This is a genomic window from Ruegeria sp. CE9 (genome assembly GCF_056537425.1).
This window is the reverse complement of sequence record NZ_JBQFRO010000001.1, coordinates 237,282-253,759: the sequence shown is the minus strand read 5'-3', so window position 1 is coordinate 253,759 and position 16,478 is coordinate 237,282. Positions and strand designations below refer to the sequence as shown.

At 57.6% G+C, this 16,478-nt stretch carries 16 protein-coding genes; 6 read left to right on the top strand and 10 right to left on the bottom strand.

Annotation, left to right across the window (positions count from 1 at the left end):
• Positions 1-12: 12 nt before the first annotated feature.
• On the top strand, positions 13-1,896 hold the full coding sequence (locus ACR0B3_RS01295) for a monovalent cation:proton antiporter-2 (CPA2) family protein (protein WP_480807521.1): 1,884 nt from the start codon (positions 13-15) through the stop codon (positions 1,894-1,896).
• On the opposite strand, the gene cobT is transcribed toward ACR0B3_RS01295, so the two are convergent.
• Entirely contained in the window at positions 1,893-2,903 is a 1,011-nt protein-coding gene (gene cobT, locus ACR0B3_RS01290) for a nicotinate-nucleotide--dimethylbenzimidazole phosphoribosyltransferase (RefSeq protein WP_480807520.1), read from the bottom strand. The two genes, ACR0B3_RS01295 and cobT, sit on opposite strands and share 4 nt — an antisense overlap.
• A gap of 79 nt (positions 2,904-2,982) precedes the next feature.
• Here cobT and cobS point away from each other — a divergent pair, with 79 nt between their 5' ends.
• The gene (gene cobS / locus ACR0B3_RS01285; RefSeq protein ID WP_480807519.1) at positions 2,983-3,747 is read left to right on the top strand and encodes an adenosylcobinamide-GDP ribazoletransferase; all 765 of its coding nucleotides are present in this window, start codon (positions 2,983-2,985) and stop codon (positions 3,745-3,747) included.
• Here cobS and ACR0B3_RS01280 read toward each other — a convergent pair.
• The 6 genes from ACR0B3_RS01280 to ACR0B3_RS01255 all read right to left on the bottom strand — a co-directional run bounded on the left by ACR0B3_RS01280 (position 3,744) and on the right by ACR0B3_RS01255 (position 9,643).
• Positions 3,744-4,505, bottom strand: a complete 762-nt coding sequence (locus ACR0B3_RS01280) for an ion channel (RefSeq protein ID WP_480808009.1) — start codon at positions 4,503-4,505, stop codon at positions 3,744-3,746. The two genes, cobS and ACR0B3_RS01280, sit on opposite strands and share 4 nt — an antisense overlap.
• Positions 4,506-4,629: 124 nt before the next feature.
• Positions 4,630-5,139, bottom strand: coding sequence for a CarD family transcriptional regulator (locus tag ACR0B3_RS01275; RefSeq protein ID WP_170572040.1), 510 nt, complete (start codon positions 5,137-5,139; stop codon positions 4,630-4,632).
• Positions 5,140-5,423: 284 nt separating this feature from the next.
• The gene (gene fdxA / locus ACR0B3_RS01270; RefSeq protein WP_170682977.1) at positions 5,424-5,762 is read right to left on the bottom strand and encodes a ferredoxin FdxA; all 339 of its coding nucleotides are present in this window, start codon (positions 5,760-5,762) and stop codon (positions 5,424-5,426) included.
• Positions 5,763-5,828: 66 nt separating this feature from the next.
• Positions 5,829-6,194 carry an RNA-binding S4 domain-containing protein gene (locus ACR0B3_RS01265; RefSeq protein WP_480532949.1) on the bottom strand — a complete coding sequence of 122 codons (366 nt, stop codon included), beginning with the start codon at positions 6,192-6,194 and terminating at the stop codon, positions 5,829-5,831.
• 6 nt (positions 6,195-6,200) lie between these two features.
• Positions 6,201-9,011, bottom strand: a complete 2,811-nt coding sequence (locus tag ACR0B3_RS01260; RefSeq protein ID WP_480807518.1) for a helicase-related protein — start codon at positions 9,009-9,011, stop codon at positions 6,201-6,203.
• Positions 9,012-9,034: 23 nt separating this feature from the next.
• Positions 9,035-9,643 carry a tetratricopeptide repeat protein gene (locus ACR0B3_RS01255; RefSeq protein ID WP_480807517.1) on the bottom strand — a complete coding sequence of 203 codons (609 nt, stop codon included), beginning with the start codon at positions 9,641-9,643 and terminating at the stop codon, positions 9,035-9,037.
• A 30-nt stretch (positions 9,644-9,673) separates the two neighbouring features.
• On the opposite strand from ACR0B3_RS01255, the gene ACR0B3_RS01250 reads away from it, so the two are divergent.
• The 3 genes from ACR0B3_RS01250 to ACR0B3_RS01240 all read left to right on the top strand — a co-directional run bounded on the left by ACR0B3_RS01250 (position 9,674) and on the right by ACR0B3_RS01240 (position 12,834).
• Positions 9,674-9,964 carry an SCP2 sterol-binding domain-containing protein gene (locus ACR0B3_RS01250; RefSeq protein WP_170719688.1) on the top strand — a complete coding sequence of 97 codons (291 nt, stop codon included), beginning with the start codon at positions 9,674-9,676 and terminating at the stop codon, positions 9,962-9,964.
• Positions 9,964-10,941, top strand: coding sequence for an alpha/beta fold hydrolase (locus ACR0B3_RS01245; RefSeq protein ID WP_480807516.1), 978 nt, complete (start codon positions 9,964-9,966; stop codon positions 10,939-10,941). Before ACR0B3_RS01250 ends, ACR0B3_RS01245 begins: the two co-directional genes overlap by 1 nt.
• 72 nt (positions 10,942-11,013) lie before the next feature.
• Positions 11,014-12,834, top strand: coding sequence for a M3 family oligoendopeptidase (locus ACR0B3_RS01240; RefSeq protein WP_480807515.1), 1,821 nt, complete (start codon positions 11,014-11,016; stop codon positions 12,832-12,834).
• A 28-nt stretch (positions 12,835-12,862) separates the two neighbouring features.
• On the opposite strand, the gene ACR0B3_RS01235 is transcribed toward ACR0B3_RS01240, so the two are convergent.
• The 3 genes from ACR0B3_RS01235 to ACR0B3_RS01225 are packed head-to-tail and all read right to left on the bottom strand — an operon-like array spanning position 12,863 to position 15,071.
• The gene (locus tag ACR0B3_RS01235; RefSeq protein WP_480807514.1) at positions 12,863-13,756 is read right to left on the bottom strand and encodes a DMT family transporter; all 894 of its coding nucleotides are present in this window, start codon (positions 13,754-13,756) and stop codon (positions 12,863-12,865) included.
• A gap of 14 nt (positions 13,757-13,770) precedes the next feature.
• Positions 13,771-14,040 carry a DksA/TraR family C4-type zinc finger protein gene (locus ACR0B3_RS01230; RefSeq protein ID WP_170757855.1) on the bottom strand — a complete coding sequence of 90 codons (270 nt, stop codon included), beginning with the start codon at positions 14,038-14,040 and terminating at the stop codon, positions 13,771-13,773.
• A gap of 56 nt (positions 14,041-14,096) precedes the next feature.
• Positions 14,097-15,071 carry a Gfo/Idh/MocA family protein gene (locus tag ACR0B3_RS01225; RefSeq protein WP_480807513.1) on the bottom strand — a complete coding sequence of 325 codons (975 nt, stop codon included), beginning with the start codon at positions 15,069-15,071 and terminating at the stop codon, positions 14,097-14,099.
• A gap of 329 nt (positions 15,072-15,400) precedes the next feature.
• Between ACR0B3_RS01225 and ACR0B3_RS01220 the strand changes: the two genes are divergently transcribed.
• Entirely contained in the window at positions 15,401-16,468 is a 1,068-nt protein-coding gene (locus tag ACR0B3_RS01220) for a fasciclin domain-containing protein (protein ID WP_480807512.1), read from the top strand.
• Positions 16,469-16,478 lie beyond the last annotated feature (10 nt).

Genomic DNA, 16,478 nt, shown 5'->3' with positions numbered 1-16,478 from the left:
AAGAGGACGATAATGAACGAGTTCCTTTATCAGGCATCGATCTATCTGGCAGCTGCGGTGATCGCGGTGCCACTTTCCGCCCGACTGGGTCTGGGATCGGTGCTGGGTTATCTGGCCGCAGGCATCGCGATTGGCCCCATTTTGGGCCTTGTCGGCGCCGAGACCGAAAGCCTGCAGCATGTGGCCGAATTCGGCGTCGTGATGATGCTGTTCCTGATCGGGCTCGAGCTTGAGCCCCGTGCCTTGTGGGATATGCGCGACAAACTGTTGGGCCTTGGCGGGCTGCAGGTCGGCCTGTCGACCGCAGCAATCGCGGCTGTGGCTTTCTTTGCGGGTCACCAATGGTCGGTGGCACTGGCGGTTGGATTGACCTTGTCGCTCTCATCCACAGCGATCGTGCTGCAGACCTTGTCCGAGAAGGGCCTGATGCAAACCAACGGAGGTCGAGCGACCTTCTCGGTCCTGCTGACGCAGGACATTGCCGTAATCCCGATCCTCGCCTTTCTGCCGCTGCTCGCCCTGCCCGCAAGCATTCACATCGAAGATGACGGCTCAATCGATCGCGGCGTCGACGCGTCCCATGGCGCAGATCACCACGCCACTCTGTCGCTGGTCGAAGGGCTGCCGGGCTGGGCCGTCACGCTGGTTACGATCGGAGCGGTCGTCTTTGTCGTACTGGCGGGTGTCTATCTGACCCGCCCTCTGTTCCGGTTCATTCACGCAACGCGACTGCGAGAAATGTATACGGCGCTGGCGCTGATGATTGTGGTCGGTATCTCTTTCCTGATGACACTGGTGGGGCTCTCCCCTGCCCTCGGCGCGTTTCTGGCGGGCGTGGTTCTGGCCAGTTCGGAATTCCGGCACGAAATGGAGAGCGACCTTGAGCCGTTCAAAGGGCTACTGCTGGGCCTGTTCTTCATCACCGTGGGCGCTGGGATCGATATCGGGTATTTCTTCGCCGATCCGTTTGACCTGATCGGATTGGCGCTGCTGGTCATACTCGCCAAAGGCATCATCCTGTTCATCGTCGGGCGCGCCTTCAAACTGCGCGGGCGCGATCACTGGTTGTTTACACTGGGTCTCGCGCAGGCCGGTGAATTTGGTTTCGTGCTGCTAGCCTTTTCAACGCAGCAGAATGTGATCCCACCCGGCCTGTCCCAGAAGCTGTTGATGATCATCGCCCTGACCATGCTGATCACGCCGCTGCTGTTCATCATCTATGATCTGCTGTCCCGCTCAATCGGTGAAAGCAAACCGCAGGTTGAGGCGGACGAGATCGATGAGCGTGGTCCTGTAATCATCGCCGGGATCGGCCGCTTTGGTCAGATCGTCAATCGACTGGTGCAGGCCAGCGGATTCAAGACCGTCGTTCTGGACCACGACATCGAAACAATCCAGCTGATGCGCCGGTTTGGTGTCAAAGGCTTCCTTGGCGATCCGACCCGCCCCGAGCTGCTGCGTGCCGCCGGGATCGAAAAGGCTGCGGTGCTGGTCGCGGCTATGGATGATTACAAGCAGGTCACCCGTCTGGTCGGCTATGCCCGTCGGCAGCGGCCCGATCTGCACATCATCGCGCGCGCGCGTGACCGTAATCATGTGTACGAGCTGTATCAGGCCGGAGCCAACGACATCGTGCGCGAGATGTTCGACGGATCGCTACGCGCAGGCCGCTATGTTCTGGAGAATATCGGCCTCAGTGAATACGAGGCCGCACAAGCCGAACAAACCTTTTATCACCACGACCGAGGATCGGTGCGAGAACTTGCAGAGCTATGGATTCCCGGCATGCCGACTGCGGAAAACAAGAAATACATCGAGCGTGCGCGGCAACTGGAAAAAGATCTGGAAACCGCGCTGCTGGAATTGGCCGAGGAACACGCCAAGAAGTCGGCTTAACCGTCAGTGACCCCCGCTTCGGCGAAGGTCGCCATGCCCGAATGGCAGGCCATGGCGCTTTTCAGGATGTTGATCGCCAACGCCCCGCCCGAGCCTTCGCCCAATCGCAAGCCAAGGCTTAGCAATGGTTCCTTGCCAAGCTTGTCCAACATTGCTGCATGAGCACCTTCGGCACTTTGATGGCCTGCAATAGTGTGATCCAGCGCGGTGTCCGAAATCTGCGCCAGACACGCTGCGGCGGCTGTGCAGATGAAACCATCCAGAATGACCGGAATGCGCAATACGCGCGCTGCGGCGATGGCCCCTGCCATGGCTGCGATTTCGCGTCCGCCCAGGCAACGCAGGATGTGCAAGCCGTCCCCTTGACCGTGTAGCGCGACGCCTTCGGCAACCACTCGAGTTTTGTTGGCAAGCCCGGCATCATCAACACCGGTACCGCGCCCAGTCCAGTCGGCAGCGTCACCGCCGAACAGTGCGCAGGCGACGGCAGCAGCCGGAGTTGTGTTTCCGATCCCCATCTCTCCGACGACAAGCAGATCAGCCTGCGGATCAACCGCCTGCCAGCCTGTACGCAGCGCGCTCAGCAATTCCTCTTCGCTCATCGCCGGGGTTTGAGTGAAATCTGCAGTCGGGCGGTCCAGCTCCAGCGCGTGCACATCCATCTTCGCACCCGCGGCTTTGGCCAGTTGGTTGATCGCTGCGCCGCCATGTTCGAAGTTCATGACCATCTGCACGGTCACCTCGGGCGGGAACGCAGAAACGCCCTGCGCCGTTACCCCGTGGTTCCCCGCAAATACGATGACCTGAGGCGCAGTGATCTGTGGCCGCGCATCCCCGCGCCAACCTGCGTACCAAATCGCCAGATCTTCAAGCCGCCCCAACGCGCCCGGTGGTTTGGTCAGTTGACCATTACGCTCTTCCGCACCCTGCCGCGCGGAGGTGTCCGGTCCGAGCGCACCGGTCAGCACATTGCGGAAACTGTTCAGATCTTTGAGTTCGGGCAGCATGAAAAGCCTCGTTGCATCAGAGTGGTCCTGTGTGTTTAACCGAAGCTGGCAATGCGACAAGACCTTGAAAGGCCTGGGAGTGACCAAAAACGACACCGACCCGTTTTCCCTGTGGGATATCCCGCTGGCTCTGGTCCTGCTGACCCGCCTGCCCCTGCCGCGCCTGCCCGATCAGGCGTTCGCCTGCCAGTCGCGCGCGGCTTGGGCCTATCCCATTGCCGGGCTTGTTGTCGGAGCGTTGGCGTGCGGGGTTGCCTGGATCGCCATCTGGGCGCAACTGCCCACTTTCGCCATCGCTGCTTTGCTGGTCGCCGTACTCATCATTACGACCGGAGCGATGCACGAGGACGGGCTGGCCGATACGGCCGACGGACTTTGGGGCGGCTTCACCACTGAACGCCGTTTGGAGATCATGAAGGACAGCCATATCGGCACCTATGGCGTGTTGGCACTTTTGTTTGCCCAACTGCTCAGGATTGCGGCTGTTATGGCTTTGATCGGCACAGGCCTGTTGACGGGTGTCTTGGCCGCCTGTGTCTTCTCGCGCGCCATGATGCCCGCGCTAATGCGCGCGTTACCTAACGCCCGCAAATCTGGGCTAAGCCATTCGGTTGGTGCTCCGCCTCTGTCTGCAGTTCTGTCTGGCATCGGGCTGGCCATGTTCCTGTCGTTGTTCCTGCTGGGAGGATCAGCCATCGTACCAATGCTCTGCGCCTTGATCGCGGCGGCGATTGTCGCGCGCACCGCCAAGATCAAAATCGGGGGTCAGACCGGCGATATTCTGGGGGCCACGCAGCAAATCTCGGAAATCACGTTCCTTTTGGCGCTGACAGCCGCGATCTAAGATGCCCCACCGGTTTCAATACGAAGCGTCGCACCACAATGCTTGCAATGAACCGCATCCGGGTCATGCCTGAACAGACCGCAGCTTGGGCATTTATAGCGCACCTTCTGCGGCATAAAGATCGCCTGCGCCAAACGCACAAATAGCGCCACGCCGACGACCATGATGAAAACGGAAAACAGCTTTCCCGCTGGTGTGCCCAGAGTAATATCGCCAAATCCCGTCGTCGTCAGCGTCGCCATCGTGAAATAAAGCGCATCGATATATGGCGTTTGCGCATCTTCAGGGACGAAAAAGACCAGCACTGCGGTCGAGGTTGCAAACACAAAGACCAACAGATTGATCGCTGCAATCACGGCGTCCTCATGCGTTCGAAAGAACGGGCTGTCGCGGCGCAGGTCACGAAGCAAATGATAGGAATGGATCAGCCGTAGCGCCCGCAATATCCGCAGGAACGCCAGGTTGCCGGTTAGAAACGGATCAAGCAGCAGAGATACGATCACAACGATATCTGCCAACGTGTAAATCTGGCGCAGCAATTTCCAACGGTCTTTGGAAATCCACATCCGGGCACAGAAATCCAGCAGGATGATCAGCCCGACCCCCATGCTAGCAGCAGTCAATCCCGGCCCGTGCGGGATGTTTGCAGTGGCAACAAAGAAGATGATCGATGCGATGTCGAACAGGATCAGCCCATAGCGGAACCAAACCGATATCGGCTCGTGGCTGATGTAGAGAAACTTGACAGTTTGCTTCATCATGACCCCGTATCTTCCTGCATTTGCGGAAAAATACCCGACAAACGCCATTCGACCAAGCATCAAGCCACGAAAAAGGGCCGCCTCGATCTTTGGGACGGCCCTTAATTGAATTCGAATGCGATCAGGCAGCGCGGGAGGTCAGCACCTCATCAACCTGCTTTGCGGCTGAGATTTCATCGGCACCGGACACGGCAGCCACTTCGCGGGTCAGACGCTCGAGCGCGGCTTCATAAAGCTGACGCTCGGAATAGCTCTGCTCGCGCTGATCATCGGTGCGATGCAGGTCGCGAACCACCTCAGCAATCGAGATCAGATCTCCCGAGTTGATCTTTTGCTCATATTCCTGCGCCCGGCGCGACCACATTGCGCGTTTGACTTTGGCCTTGCCCTTCAGCGTCTTCATCGCCTGGCTGATCACATCAGGAGAGCTAAGCGAACGCAGGCCGGATTCGGTTACCTTGTTCGTCGGCACACGCAGGGTCATCTTGTCCTTTTCAAAGGAGATCACGAACAGCTCAAGCGAGAACCCCGCAACGTCCTGCTCTTCGATCGAAATGATCTGACCCACGCCATGGGCGGGATAAACAACATAATCGTTCGGGCGGAACTCAAGCTTTTTCGACTTCGACATTCAGTTTCATCCTTCATTACAGATCGGGACATGAGACGGCAAAAACACCCCGAGCGTGGCCACACACGGCCCCGTCAGGCGCATCTCTTGTCATAAAATCAGGACTCCATAGTTGGCATACTAACGGAGCACTTCCCCATCACAGTCATCATTCAGATGTAAGTATATCACAAAATTACGACACTCGAAAGACCAGCCCCAGATCAGGGCTGAAAACGCATTTCAACTCAAGGGGATAAGGCATTTCCTGGTATTGGTACGGTCTGGCTTGGCAACCGAATCGCTTAGCCACCCTCGCCAGGCGCTTCCGAGAAATACTTCTCCATCTTACCCTCTTCGCCGTCGCGCTCTTCGGCTTCGGGCAGCGGGTCTTTCTTGGTCACAATCACCGGCCACATTTCTGAGAATTTCCGGTTGAACTCGACCCATTGTTCCATCCCCGGCTCGGTATCGGGGCGGATCGCATCGGCAGGGCATTCAGGTTCACAGACGCCGCAATCGATACATTCGTCAGGGTGAATGACCAGCGTGTTCTCACCTTCATAGAAACAGTCGACCGGACATACCTCGACACAGTCGGTGTATTTGCAGCCAATGCAGTTTTCGGTGACAACGTAGGTCATTGTTCAGTTCCCATGTGCGCTTTGGCCGACTAGCTAATTCAGTCTGCCCGCCTCTTCAAGAGAAGATCACCCCTTTGGGGTACGAGAAAGATCAAGCGCACGCCTTTCTTTCTTGGTTGGGCGACCTTTTCCTTCAAAACCCGGATTTTTGGGCGGTGCGTCCTGTTTTTCGGTCATATCGAAGTACAGCGTTTGCGCCTCAGGGGCCGGACCCCGGCGTTCGCCCAGCTTTTCGATGCGAACAACTCTGACGATCCGCCCCTGCGGAAAGGTCAGAACGTCTCCGGGTGCCACGGCTTGCGCCGGTTTCAGCACCCGGTTTCCATTCAATCTGACATGCCCGCCGCTGACCTGTTTGGCGGCCAGGCTACGGGTCTTGAAGAACCGCGCCTGCCACAACCACTTGTCGATCCGCAGCTTGGCCTGATCCATGACGGATCAGTTGCCGTCCTTCAGACCCATCAGCGCAGCCGCAAACGGGTTGTCGGGATCGATGGTCTTTTCCTTTTTCGGAGGCCGCGACGAGAAGGATTTGGCGCCCTGAGGCTTGCCGCCCTTCTTGCCATGAGGCTTACGGCCATCCTGAGGTTTGCCGCGCGGCTTGCCCTTGCCCTGCCCCTGCTCGCGGCGCGGGCCACGGTTTTGCTGACGCTGGCGGCCCCATGTGAAAGTGTAGAACACCTCAACCTCGGGCTCATCCGATGCCGGTTCCGTAACTTGAACCTCTGCGGGGGCCTCGGCTGCCGCCTCGGTGCTTTCGGTAGCCTCGGCGGGTGCGGCGACCTCTTCCGTTGCATTGTCTTGTGCAGGGGTCCCATCGGTCGCCGGTTGCTCTGTCGCTTCTGCTGCAGGTTGCTCCGCGGGGGCTGGCTTGACCTTGTCGCGCTCGCCGCGCTCGGCCTTGTAGCCCAATCCTTGCATCAGATCAGCGAACTGATCCAGCGTCATGCCGGTGATCGATAGCATATCGGGCTTGGCTTCGAACCCGCCCCGGCTGTCCTCGGACCGCAGCATGTCTGCGAGCCTTTCCAGCATGTCGATTCGGATCGAGCGTTCGCCCGCATCACGGTAGCCGCACATGGTGTCGTACCCTTGCGGTGCATCCTTGGCGACGGGCACAGTGACCAGTCCCGGAGGCGGCGCTTCGGGGAATTCCTGCAGACCGCTGGACAACGCCCAGAGCACCAAACGCAGGCGCGTTGGCGCGGGTTTCAGCAGCAGAGGCATGAAGATGGTGAACTGACCAAATCGGATGCCGTGCTTGCGCAGCGCGCCACGGGCGTCTTGATCCAGATCCTTGACCTCTTGCGCGACTTGCGCCCGGGGCAGCACGCCCAGCGCCTCGACCATGCGAAAGGCAAAGCCTTTGGCGAGGCCGGTAAGCTCTTCATCCCGCGATAGATTCAACAGAGGTTCAAACAGAGCAGCCACTTTGCGGTCGATGAAATGCTGCAAACGACGCTGCACTTTCTGTTCGACATCCGGCCCTGCGGCCTCATCCACTAAAACTTCAACCACAGGCCTAAGTGGTTCTGCCCCGGCAACCAGCTTGCCGACGGCATATTCGCCCCACATCAGGCCACCCTGATCAGTGAAATCAATTTCGGTATCGGGCGCATTGTAGAAGCGATCGGCACGCAGATGGAATTGCGGCGCGAGTGCTTGCAAAGAGGCCGATTTCAGGGCTTTCGCCTCGGTTCCCTGCGCGCTTTTGTCCGGTGTAAACCGGAACCCTTCCAGACGACCGACGAATTCGCCTTCGACGGTCACTTCACCCTTGTCATTTACTTCGGCCAAAAGGGCCTCCTTCTGTTTGAGCCGGCGCAGCAATACGGATGTGCGCCGGTCCACAAATCGCTGAGTCAAACGGTCGTGCAGAGCGTCTGACAGCCTGTCTTCTACAGTGCGCGTTTCTTCACGCCAATGGGATTCGTCACGCACCCAGCCGTTTCGTTGCGCAACATATGTCCAGGTGCGAATATATGCCAACCTTTTGGAGAGCGCATCGATATCTCCATCCGTTCGGTCGATCCGGCGGATTTGTCGCGCCATGAAGTCATCCGGGATCGATGCGCGTTCGTGCAAGTGGCCATAAATCACTTCAAGCAGGCTGGCGTGTTCGGCGTGGCTGATGCCGCGAAAATCGGGGATTCGGCAAACATCCCACAACAATCGGACCGACGGGCCATCGCTGGCACGCGCCATAACCTCGCTGTCCTGAGACAGAGATTTCAGCGCATTTAGGTCGTCAGCGGGGCGTGATTTGACCAGATGCTCGTCGTTCGGACCGACCTCAAGCGATGTGATCAGAGCTTCGATCGAGCCAAACCTAAGGGCAGCATTCCGCCAGTTCAGTTTTTTCATCGGCGTGAAGCGGCTGTCCATGATGGCTTGAGCCACGCCTTCGTCCAAAGGCGGCGCTTCGCCAGTCACGCCAAAAGTCCCATCGGACATGCCGCGCCCTGCCCGACCTGCGATCTGAGCCAATTCATTGGGGGCCAGCGGTCGCATCCGGCGACCATCGAACTTAGTCAGAGATGAAAACGCTACATGATTCACATCCAGATTTAAGCCCATTCCGATGGCATCGGTGGCGACCAGGTAATCAACCTCGCCGTTCTGATAGAGATCCACCTGCGCATTCCGCGTTCGCGGGCTGAGGGCGCCCATCACAACGGCAGCCCCGCCCTTTTGACGACGCAGCAATTCAGCGATTGCATAGACGTTTTCGACCGAAAACCCCACGATGGCGCTGCGAGCGGGCATACGGCTGATCTTTTTGGACCCGGAATAAACCAGTTGAGACATCCGCTCTCGCCGGACGAACTGTGCCTCAGGCACGAGCGCAGCAATGGCACCGCGCATGGTGTCGGAGCCCAGAAACAGCGTCTCATTGGTACCACGTGCCCGAAGCAAACGGTCGGTAAACACATGCCCACGTTCGGGATCGGCGCAAAGCTGAATTTCGTCAATCGCCACGAAATCCGCGCCCATGCCTTCGGGCATCGCCTCAACCGTGCAGACCCAATACTGTGTTCTAGGTGGCACGATCCGTTCTTCACCCGTCACCAGCGCAACGACCGAGGGGCCGCGAATGGCAACGATCTTGTCATAGACCTCACGCGCCAAAAGACGCAGCGGTAGACCGATGACACCCGTCCGGTACCCCAGCATACGTTCAATCGCGTAGTGAGTTTTTCCTGTGTTCGTCGGGCCAAGTACGGCCACTACCCGGGATGACCCGCTCACCTTTGCCCCCTGCGCCCTAAGACTTACAGCGCCTTGCCTTCAACCTGAGGCTTCAGCCGATTCACGGCATTGGTTACTTCTTCATGATGGGGATGTATAGCCAGCGCACGCGAATAGGCTTGAAACGCCTGTTCGGGCTTACCCACAATCTCGAAGATCAGGCCCAGACCATAGATGGCCTCATAATGGTTGGGATTAAGGGTCAGAGCGTGTTCAAGATCTGCCGCCGCCATGCCAAACCGATCGATGCCAAAGAAGACCGAGGCACGAACATGCCAACCTTCGGCAAATTCAGGCGCATGATCCGTCAGCGCCGTCAGGTGATCAAGCGCGGCATCGACATCACCGTCTTCCAACGCCTGTCGCCCACGCTCAAGCAGCAGATCTGCCGAGGCCGAGCCTGACTGTGACCACAGCGCCTGCAACTGCCGATCCAATCCCACCGCTTGTTCGGGCGTGGATTGCGCCAGTTTCTGCAGCAGCTCTGCCTCATCCCGCGAATCCGCCTCTTGCGCGGCGCAAGTGGAGGAAAACGTGACTATGACGACAAGTGCCGCGACGGTACCTTTGAGATTGTTGATTGCAATACCCATAACAATGGTCAGTGTAGCGTAGCGACCGAGGATGTCCATTCACGGCGCATGAACAAAATGAGGAAGACCATGAGCGATATTCTGGAAAAAGCCGCAGAGGCCTTGAACGAAAAACTGTCGGGCGGCGATTTCGATGCATCAGCCAAATTTGCAATCGCTGATCTGGGGTCTATCATTCTGGATGCAAGCGGCGCGCGCGTCAGCGATGAAGACGCCGACGTCACCCTAAGCGCCGATGCGGACACGTTCGAACAGATTCTCAGCGGTGACCTGAACCCCACGGGTGCGTTCATGTCTGGTAAGCTGAGCGTTGATGGAGACATGGGTATCGCCATGAAACTTGCCTCGGTGCTGGCCTGATGGATTTGTCGCCGGCCCCCTTTTTCGAAGATGTGGCCGGCGGTCCCGCCGGTGGAGCGGCGCATTGGCTGACAACGCAAGACGGCAAGCGCATCCGCGTCGGCCATTGGCGTCCCACCGGCGATGCCTGCGGTACAGTGATGCTGTTCCCCGGGCGCACGGAATATATCGAGAAATACGGCGATACTGCGAAGGAATTCGTTAATCGGGGCTTTGCCAGCCTTGCGATTGATTGGCGTGGGCAAGGTCTGGCGGATCGTTTGCTTGATGATCCTCGGATTGGCCATGTCGAGCAGTTCACCGATTATCAGCATGATGTACGCGCGACACTGGCACTCGCCCAGCATCTGGAACTGCCCAAACCATGGTACGTGATCGGCCATTCCATGGGTGGAGCAATTGGGTTGCGCGCGGTTCTGGAAAGCGCGGACTTCGCGGCCTGTGCCTTTACGGGCCCGATGTGGGGCATATTCTTTACCCCGATCATGAAACCGCTCAGCCAGTTGACCGCCTATTGGGGGCCGCGTCTGGGGCTTGGAGAAAAGACACCGCCCACGACAACGCTGGAAAGCTATGTCGCATCGCAACCTTTCGAGGGGAACGTGCTTACCCGTGATCCCGAAATGTATCAGATGATGCAGAACCAGTTGGCCGCGCATCCGGAACTCGCACTTGGCGCGCCATCCACGATATGGCTGCGCGAAGCGCTGGATGAGTGCATCTGGCTAATGGAGCAGACCGCACCAGACATCCCTGCCCTAACTTTCCTTGGAAGCCATGAGCAAATCGTCGATCGCAAGGCAATCCGCATCCGTATGGCGAACTGGCCCGGCGGGACTTTGGTTGAGATACCTGAAGGCGAGCACGAAGTCTTGATGGAAGCCCCCGAGGTGCGTGGACCGGTGTTTGATCAACTGGTGGCCCATTTCCTCAAAGCGGGATCCATATCCGAAAAAGAGCCCGCGCTGTCACGCTGATCCAAACAGGCTGCTTGTGATCCGGCAAAGCCGCGCCTAAATGTTTGCCAACACAGTCCATTGAGGTGATCCATGCGCGACCTTCCCTTCCCCGTCCGTGACGCAAATGCAGGTGGCGGTTCTGATGATCTGGGCAACTTGCCGGAATGGGATTTGACCGATCTCTACACCTCGGAAGACGCGCCGGAACTTTCCCGCGATCTAGACTGGCTGGAAGGCGAATGTGCGGCCTTTGCAACCGATTACGAAGGCAAACTGGCCGATTTGGATGCCGCAGCCCTACTGACCTGCGTGCAGCGAAACGAAAAGATCAACACCGTCGCCGGTCGCATCATGTCGTTCGCCGGACTGCGTTATTACCAGCTGACCACCGATGCCGACCGCGCCAAGTTCCTGTCTGACATGCAAGAGAAGATCACGGTCTTCACCACGCCGTTGGTGTTCTTCACGCTGGAACTGAACCGTATTGATGACGACGCGCTGGCCGCGCATTTCGCCGCCAATGCTGATCTGGCCCGGTATGAACCCGTGTTCCGCCGTATCCGCGCGATGAAGCCTTATCAACTTTCCGACGAGCTTGAGAAATTTCTGCACGATCTCGGCGTGGTCGGCGATGCATGGGAGCGCCTGTTCGACGAGACAATTGCGGGCCTGACCTTTACCGTTGATGGCGAAGAGTTGAATATCGAAGGCACGCTGAATCTGCTGACCGAGCAGGATCGTACCAAACGTGAAGCTGCCGCGCGCGAACTGGCCAGCGTTTTCCAAAGCAATATCAAAACCTTCGCGCGCGTGCACAATACGCAGGCCAAGGAAAAAGAAATCGTTGACCGCTGGCGCAACATGCCAACTGCTCAGACTGGTCGCCACCTGTCGAACGATGTTGAGCCCGAAGTTGTCGAAGCCTTGCGCGAGGCTGTCGTCGCGGCCTACCCCAAGCTGAGCCATCGTTACTACGAGCTGAAACGCAAATGGCTGGGTCTGGACGTCATGCAGGTCTGGGACCGCAATGCCCCTTTGCCGATGGAAGACACTCGCATCGTTGATTGGGCTGAGGCAGAGAAGACGGTGATGGACGCCTACAACGCCTTCGATCCGCGCATGGGTGAAATTGCAGCCCCATTCTTCTCGAAAGGTTGGATCGATGCGGCAGTGAAACCCGGCAAAGCACCCGGCGCCTTCGCCCACCCCACAGTCACCGAAGTTCATCCTTACGTAATGCTCAACTATCTGGGCAAACCACGCGACGTGATGACCCTGGCGCATGAGCTGGGCCACGGCGTGCATCAGGTTCTGGCTGCAGATCAGGGCGAGATGCTATCGTCCACACCGCTTACGCTTGCCGAAACCGCCAGCGTGTTCGGCGAGATGCTGACCTTCCGCAAAATGCTGGATCAGGCCGAGACCCCGGAACAGCGCAAGGTGCTGCTGGCCGGCAAAGTCGAGGATATGATCAACACGGTCGTTCGCCAGATTGCGTTTTACGACTTCGAGTGCAAGCTTCATGCTGCCCGACGCGAAGGTGAGCTGACCCCGGATGACATCAACGCCCTGTGGATGAGCGTCCAGGCCGAAAGCCTTGGGCCTGCGTTTGAATTCATGGATGGGTACGAGACCTTCTGGGCCTATATCCCGCACTTCGTCCATTCGCCCTTCTACGTCTACGCCTACGCGTTTGGCGATGGCCTCGTGAACGCACTCTATTCGGTCTACGAAAGCGGAGCGGACGGGTTCGAAGACAAGTATTTCGATATGCTGCGCGCCGGTGGCTCAAAACACCACAAGGAGCTGCTTGCCCCCTTCGGACTGGACGCCAGCGACCCCGAGTTCTGGGACAAGGGCCTTTCGATGATCTCTGGCTTCATTGACGAATTGGAAGCGATGGAAAGCTAAAGCCAAGGGGCAGCCGGTTCAGGCTGCCTCATTTCTCTTTGCTTGATTTCATCGTCGTCACGAAAATCGCCGTCACAATCAAAACCGCGCCAACAATCGCCAGCGGCGTGATCGTCGCGCCCAGAAACAGCGCCGAATTGATGAAAGTAAACACAACCGAGGCGGCAAATAGCAACGTCGCCGTCAAGGTCGAGACACGCGCGGCGGCCTCGTACCATAGATAATAGGCCAGCGCGGTCGGCAAAACGCCAAGTAGGATCAAGAAGACCACGTCATTTACGGTTGGTATCTGAAACGCGAACGCTGCCAATGGTACCAACAGCACCCCTGAACACAGGAAAACGCCAAACAGAAAGTTCAGCCTTTCGGCAGTAGTCTCTGACGATTGCATCGCGCGGCTGCTGGAAATCAGGAATACCGCCCAGCTAAGCCCCGCCCCGATTTCCATCAGATCGCCCAACAGAGGCTCTCCGCCGCCTTGAAAATCCCGATAGACCGTCAAAAACACACCAAGGATCGCCAACAGAGTTGCCAGCACGTCGGTGCGCCCGACGGCGGTATCTGCAAAGAAATACAGGAAAATCAGCACGAAAAACGGCGCAGTATTTTCCAGCACCATCGCATTCGCGGCACCAGTGTGTTCAAGGCCGATATGGAACAATATGTAGTTCACGACGGTAGACAACACCGCCAACTGAAAGTTCCAATCGCGATATTGGACCGAGACCCGTGCGCCCATCACCCGCAGCATGCAGTAAATCGCAAACGCAGCGATGAACAGGCGTGATACGGCGATCTGCAACCCGCCGAGATCGCTCGTCAGGTACCGAACGATGACACTGTGCGTACCCCAAAGAAACGCGGCCAGAAACCCAAGAAGCAACCCGTTATGCAGCAATGATTTCTGCGGTTGACCCTGCATCGGCGCTCCCAAAGTTACTTCAGCTGGCTGTCTTTCGACCCGCGCCGATTGATCCCGCTACGGGCCTTGAAACTGCTGTCACGCTCTTGCTGGCAATCGAGGCAGAGTTTGACGCCCGGCAGAGCCGCGCGGCGCTTTTCAGGAATCGGCTCTTCGCATTCGGCGCAATGGGTCAGGCTTGCGCCAACCGGCCGCTTTTGAGCCTGCATCCGCGCCAGTTCATCGGAAATCGACGCTTCGATTTGTTCGCTTACTGCGCCATCGCGCGCCCAACCGCCCGCCATAGAACCCTCCTGATCTGGTCGGATCAGGTTACGCGAGTCATTGCGGACGTTGCAAGCTACAGCGACATGGCGGTGTCAAAGACCTGATCGATCACCTCCTGCGTACCGCGCACGAATTCAAGCGGACAGGGATACGCGACCCCTTCGCGGATTGATCGGCCAAACGCTTCGACCTGCAATTGATAGTGGTTATCTGTGGGGAAACGCGTCACCTGAACCTCAAGCCCCGGTCGGTGCAGTTCAACCCGTGCCTCCCCGAACACACGAGGATTGAACGGAGCGGTTAGTCGGATCATGCCACCTTCACCGTGAAACGCCATTTCCTGATGCGGGTGCATGCGAGTCGAAACGTAAGTGGAATAGGTAAATCCCTGAAACTGCGCGCGAATTTCGGTGAAAACGTCCACGTCATTCTCCCAACGGATCGCACCGCTGACCGAATCTGGTTCTTGCCCCGTGGCAAATCGCGCGCTGCCGATCACATAGACCCCGATGTCACGCAGACCTCCGCCACCAGTCTCGGGACGGTTGCGAATATTTCCCGTGTCCGCCCGGTTGTCGTAGCTGAACGCACCGGTGACATGAATTAATTTACCTATCGCTCCATCGGCAATCAGCTTGCGTGTCAGATGCCACTGCGGATGATGCACGATCATATAAGCTTCGGCGGCCAGCAACCCGGTCTGACCCCGCTTGGCGATCAGCGCGTCAAACTCATCAGCCCGCATGGTCATCGGCTTTTCGCACAGCACATGCTTGCCCGCCTCCAGCGCCTTCAAGCTCCATTCAACATGAAGATGGTTAGGCAGTGGGATGTAGACCGCCTCAATCTCTGGATCTGCCAGCAGCGCGTCATAGCTGTTGTAGACGCTTAGATCAGGGCAATAGCTGATAAACGGGTCAGCTTTGGCCGGATCGGATGTCGCGAGCCCAGCCAACCGCGCACCATTAGCCGCATGGATGGCTGGTGCCATTTGCTGCCGGGCAAATTTCGCCGCGCCCAAGATGCCCCAATTCACCGGCTTATGCATATTCGTTCCCCCAAGATATTGATCGTGCCCACCAACAGCAGGCCCCTGCAATTCGGTCAGGAACTGTCTAGCAATCACCAACAAACATGTCAGGCCTTTCTGAACGCGCCTCGAAATCTCGCACTGTTTCAACAATTTTGATTGGGTTAAGAGAAGCGCATTAGATGACTGTAATTAAATATTAAAATACCCTTTCCTCATTCGCTGATTCAGAATCCAAAGCAGTTTTGTTGATCCACGCTGATGTTCCCTGCGTAGCCAAACTATCAGCGGGCAGGTGCATTCGCTCTGTCCAAAACCAAGGCATACAGGGTGGGAGGTATACCGAAATGCCAGCAACACACACGATTACTGAAAGGGTACTGCAAAGCGGTGCCCCTGGGACGTTTGACAACGACAACCAAGATTTCGACATCCTGCGCGAAGCGGTCATCTTGGCCGGGTTGGCAGACGCACTGAATGACCCGGAGGCTGCCCTGACGGTTTTTGCCCCAGCCGACGCTGCGTTTATCACTCTGGCGCAGACCCTTGGCTATCATGGCGCAGACGAAGCCGGGGCTTTGGGTCACATCGTCAAAGCGCTTACGCTGCTTGGCGGCGGCGACCCTCTACCTTTGCTGACCAATATTCTGCAATACCACGTAGTTGATGGCGAGTTCGACAGCGCCACGGTGATCAGCCTCGGGGATGGTGCCGAAATCCCCACACTGCTTGGGCCATCAGTCGAGCTGAACCTTGAAAGCGATCCACCAAGTCTGGGTGATGCAGACCCTGGCATTGCCGATCCAGGCTTGATCGCATTCGACGTCGAGGCCTCGAACGGTATTATTCATGTGCTCGATGGGGTTCTGTTGCCGGTGTCCGTGACAGGTATTCTCGGAAAGAAGAATACCGATTTCATCCTGGGCGATAGCAATGATGAATTCATCTATACTGGACGTGGGAATGATTTTGTTCTCGGCGATGGCGGTAATGATGTGATCAAAACCGGCTCGGGCAATGATGTGGCGCTTGGAGGCGTCGGAAATGACATCATCTTTGGCGGGCGCGGGAAGGATATATTGCGCGGTGACGAAGGCCACGATAAAATCTTCGGCGGTCGCGGGAAAGACATCATCGACGGTGGTGAGGGCAACGACAAGCTCTTCGGCGGTCGTGGTAAAGACATGTTCGTTTTCGAGGACGGCGACGGCCACGACTGGATTGTCGATTTCCGCGTCGGCAAGGACAAGATCGATCTGTCCGAGTACGATGGCATCACAAGCTTTGAAGACATCGAGGACGATATCGACGGCAAGTTCTTCGGCACCAAGATCGAACTGGACGAAGGCGACAGCATCTATCTATCGGGTGTCTGGGCAAGCCACCTGTCCGAGTCGGACTTCATTTTCGCATAAAAAATCAGCC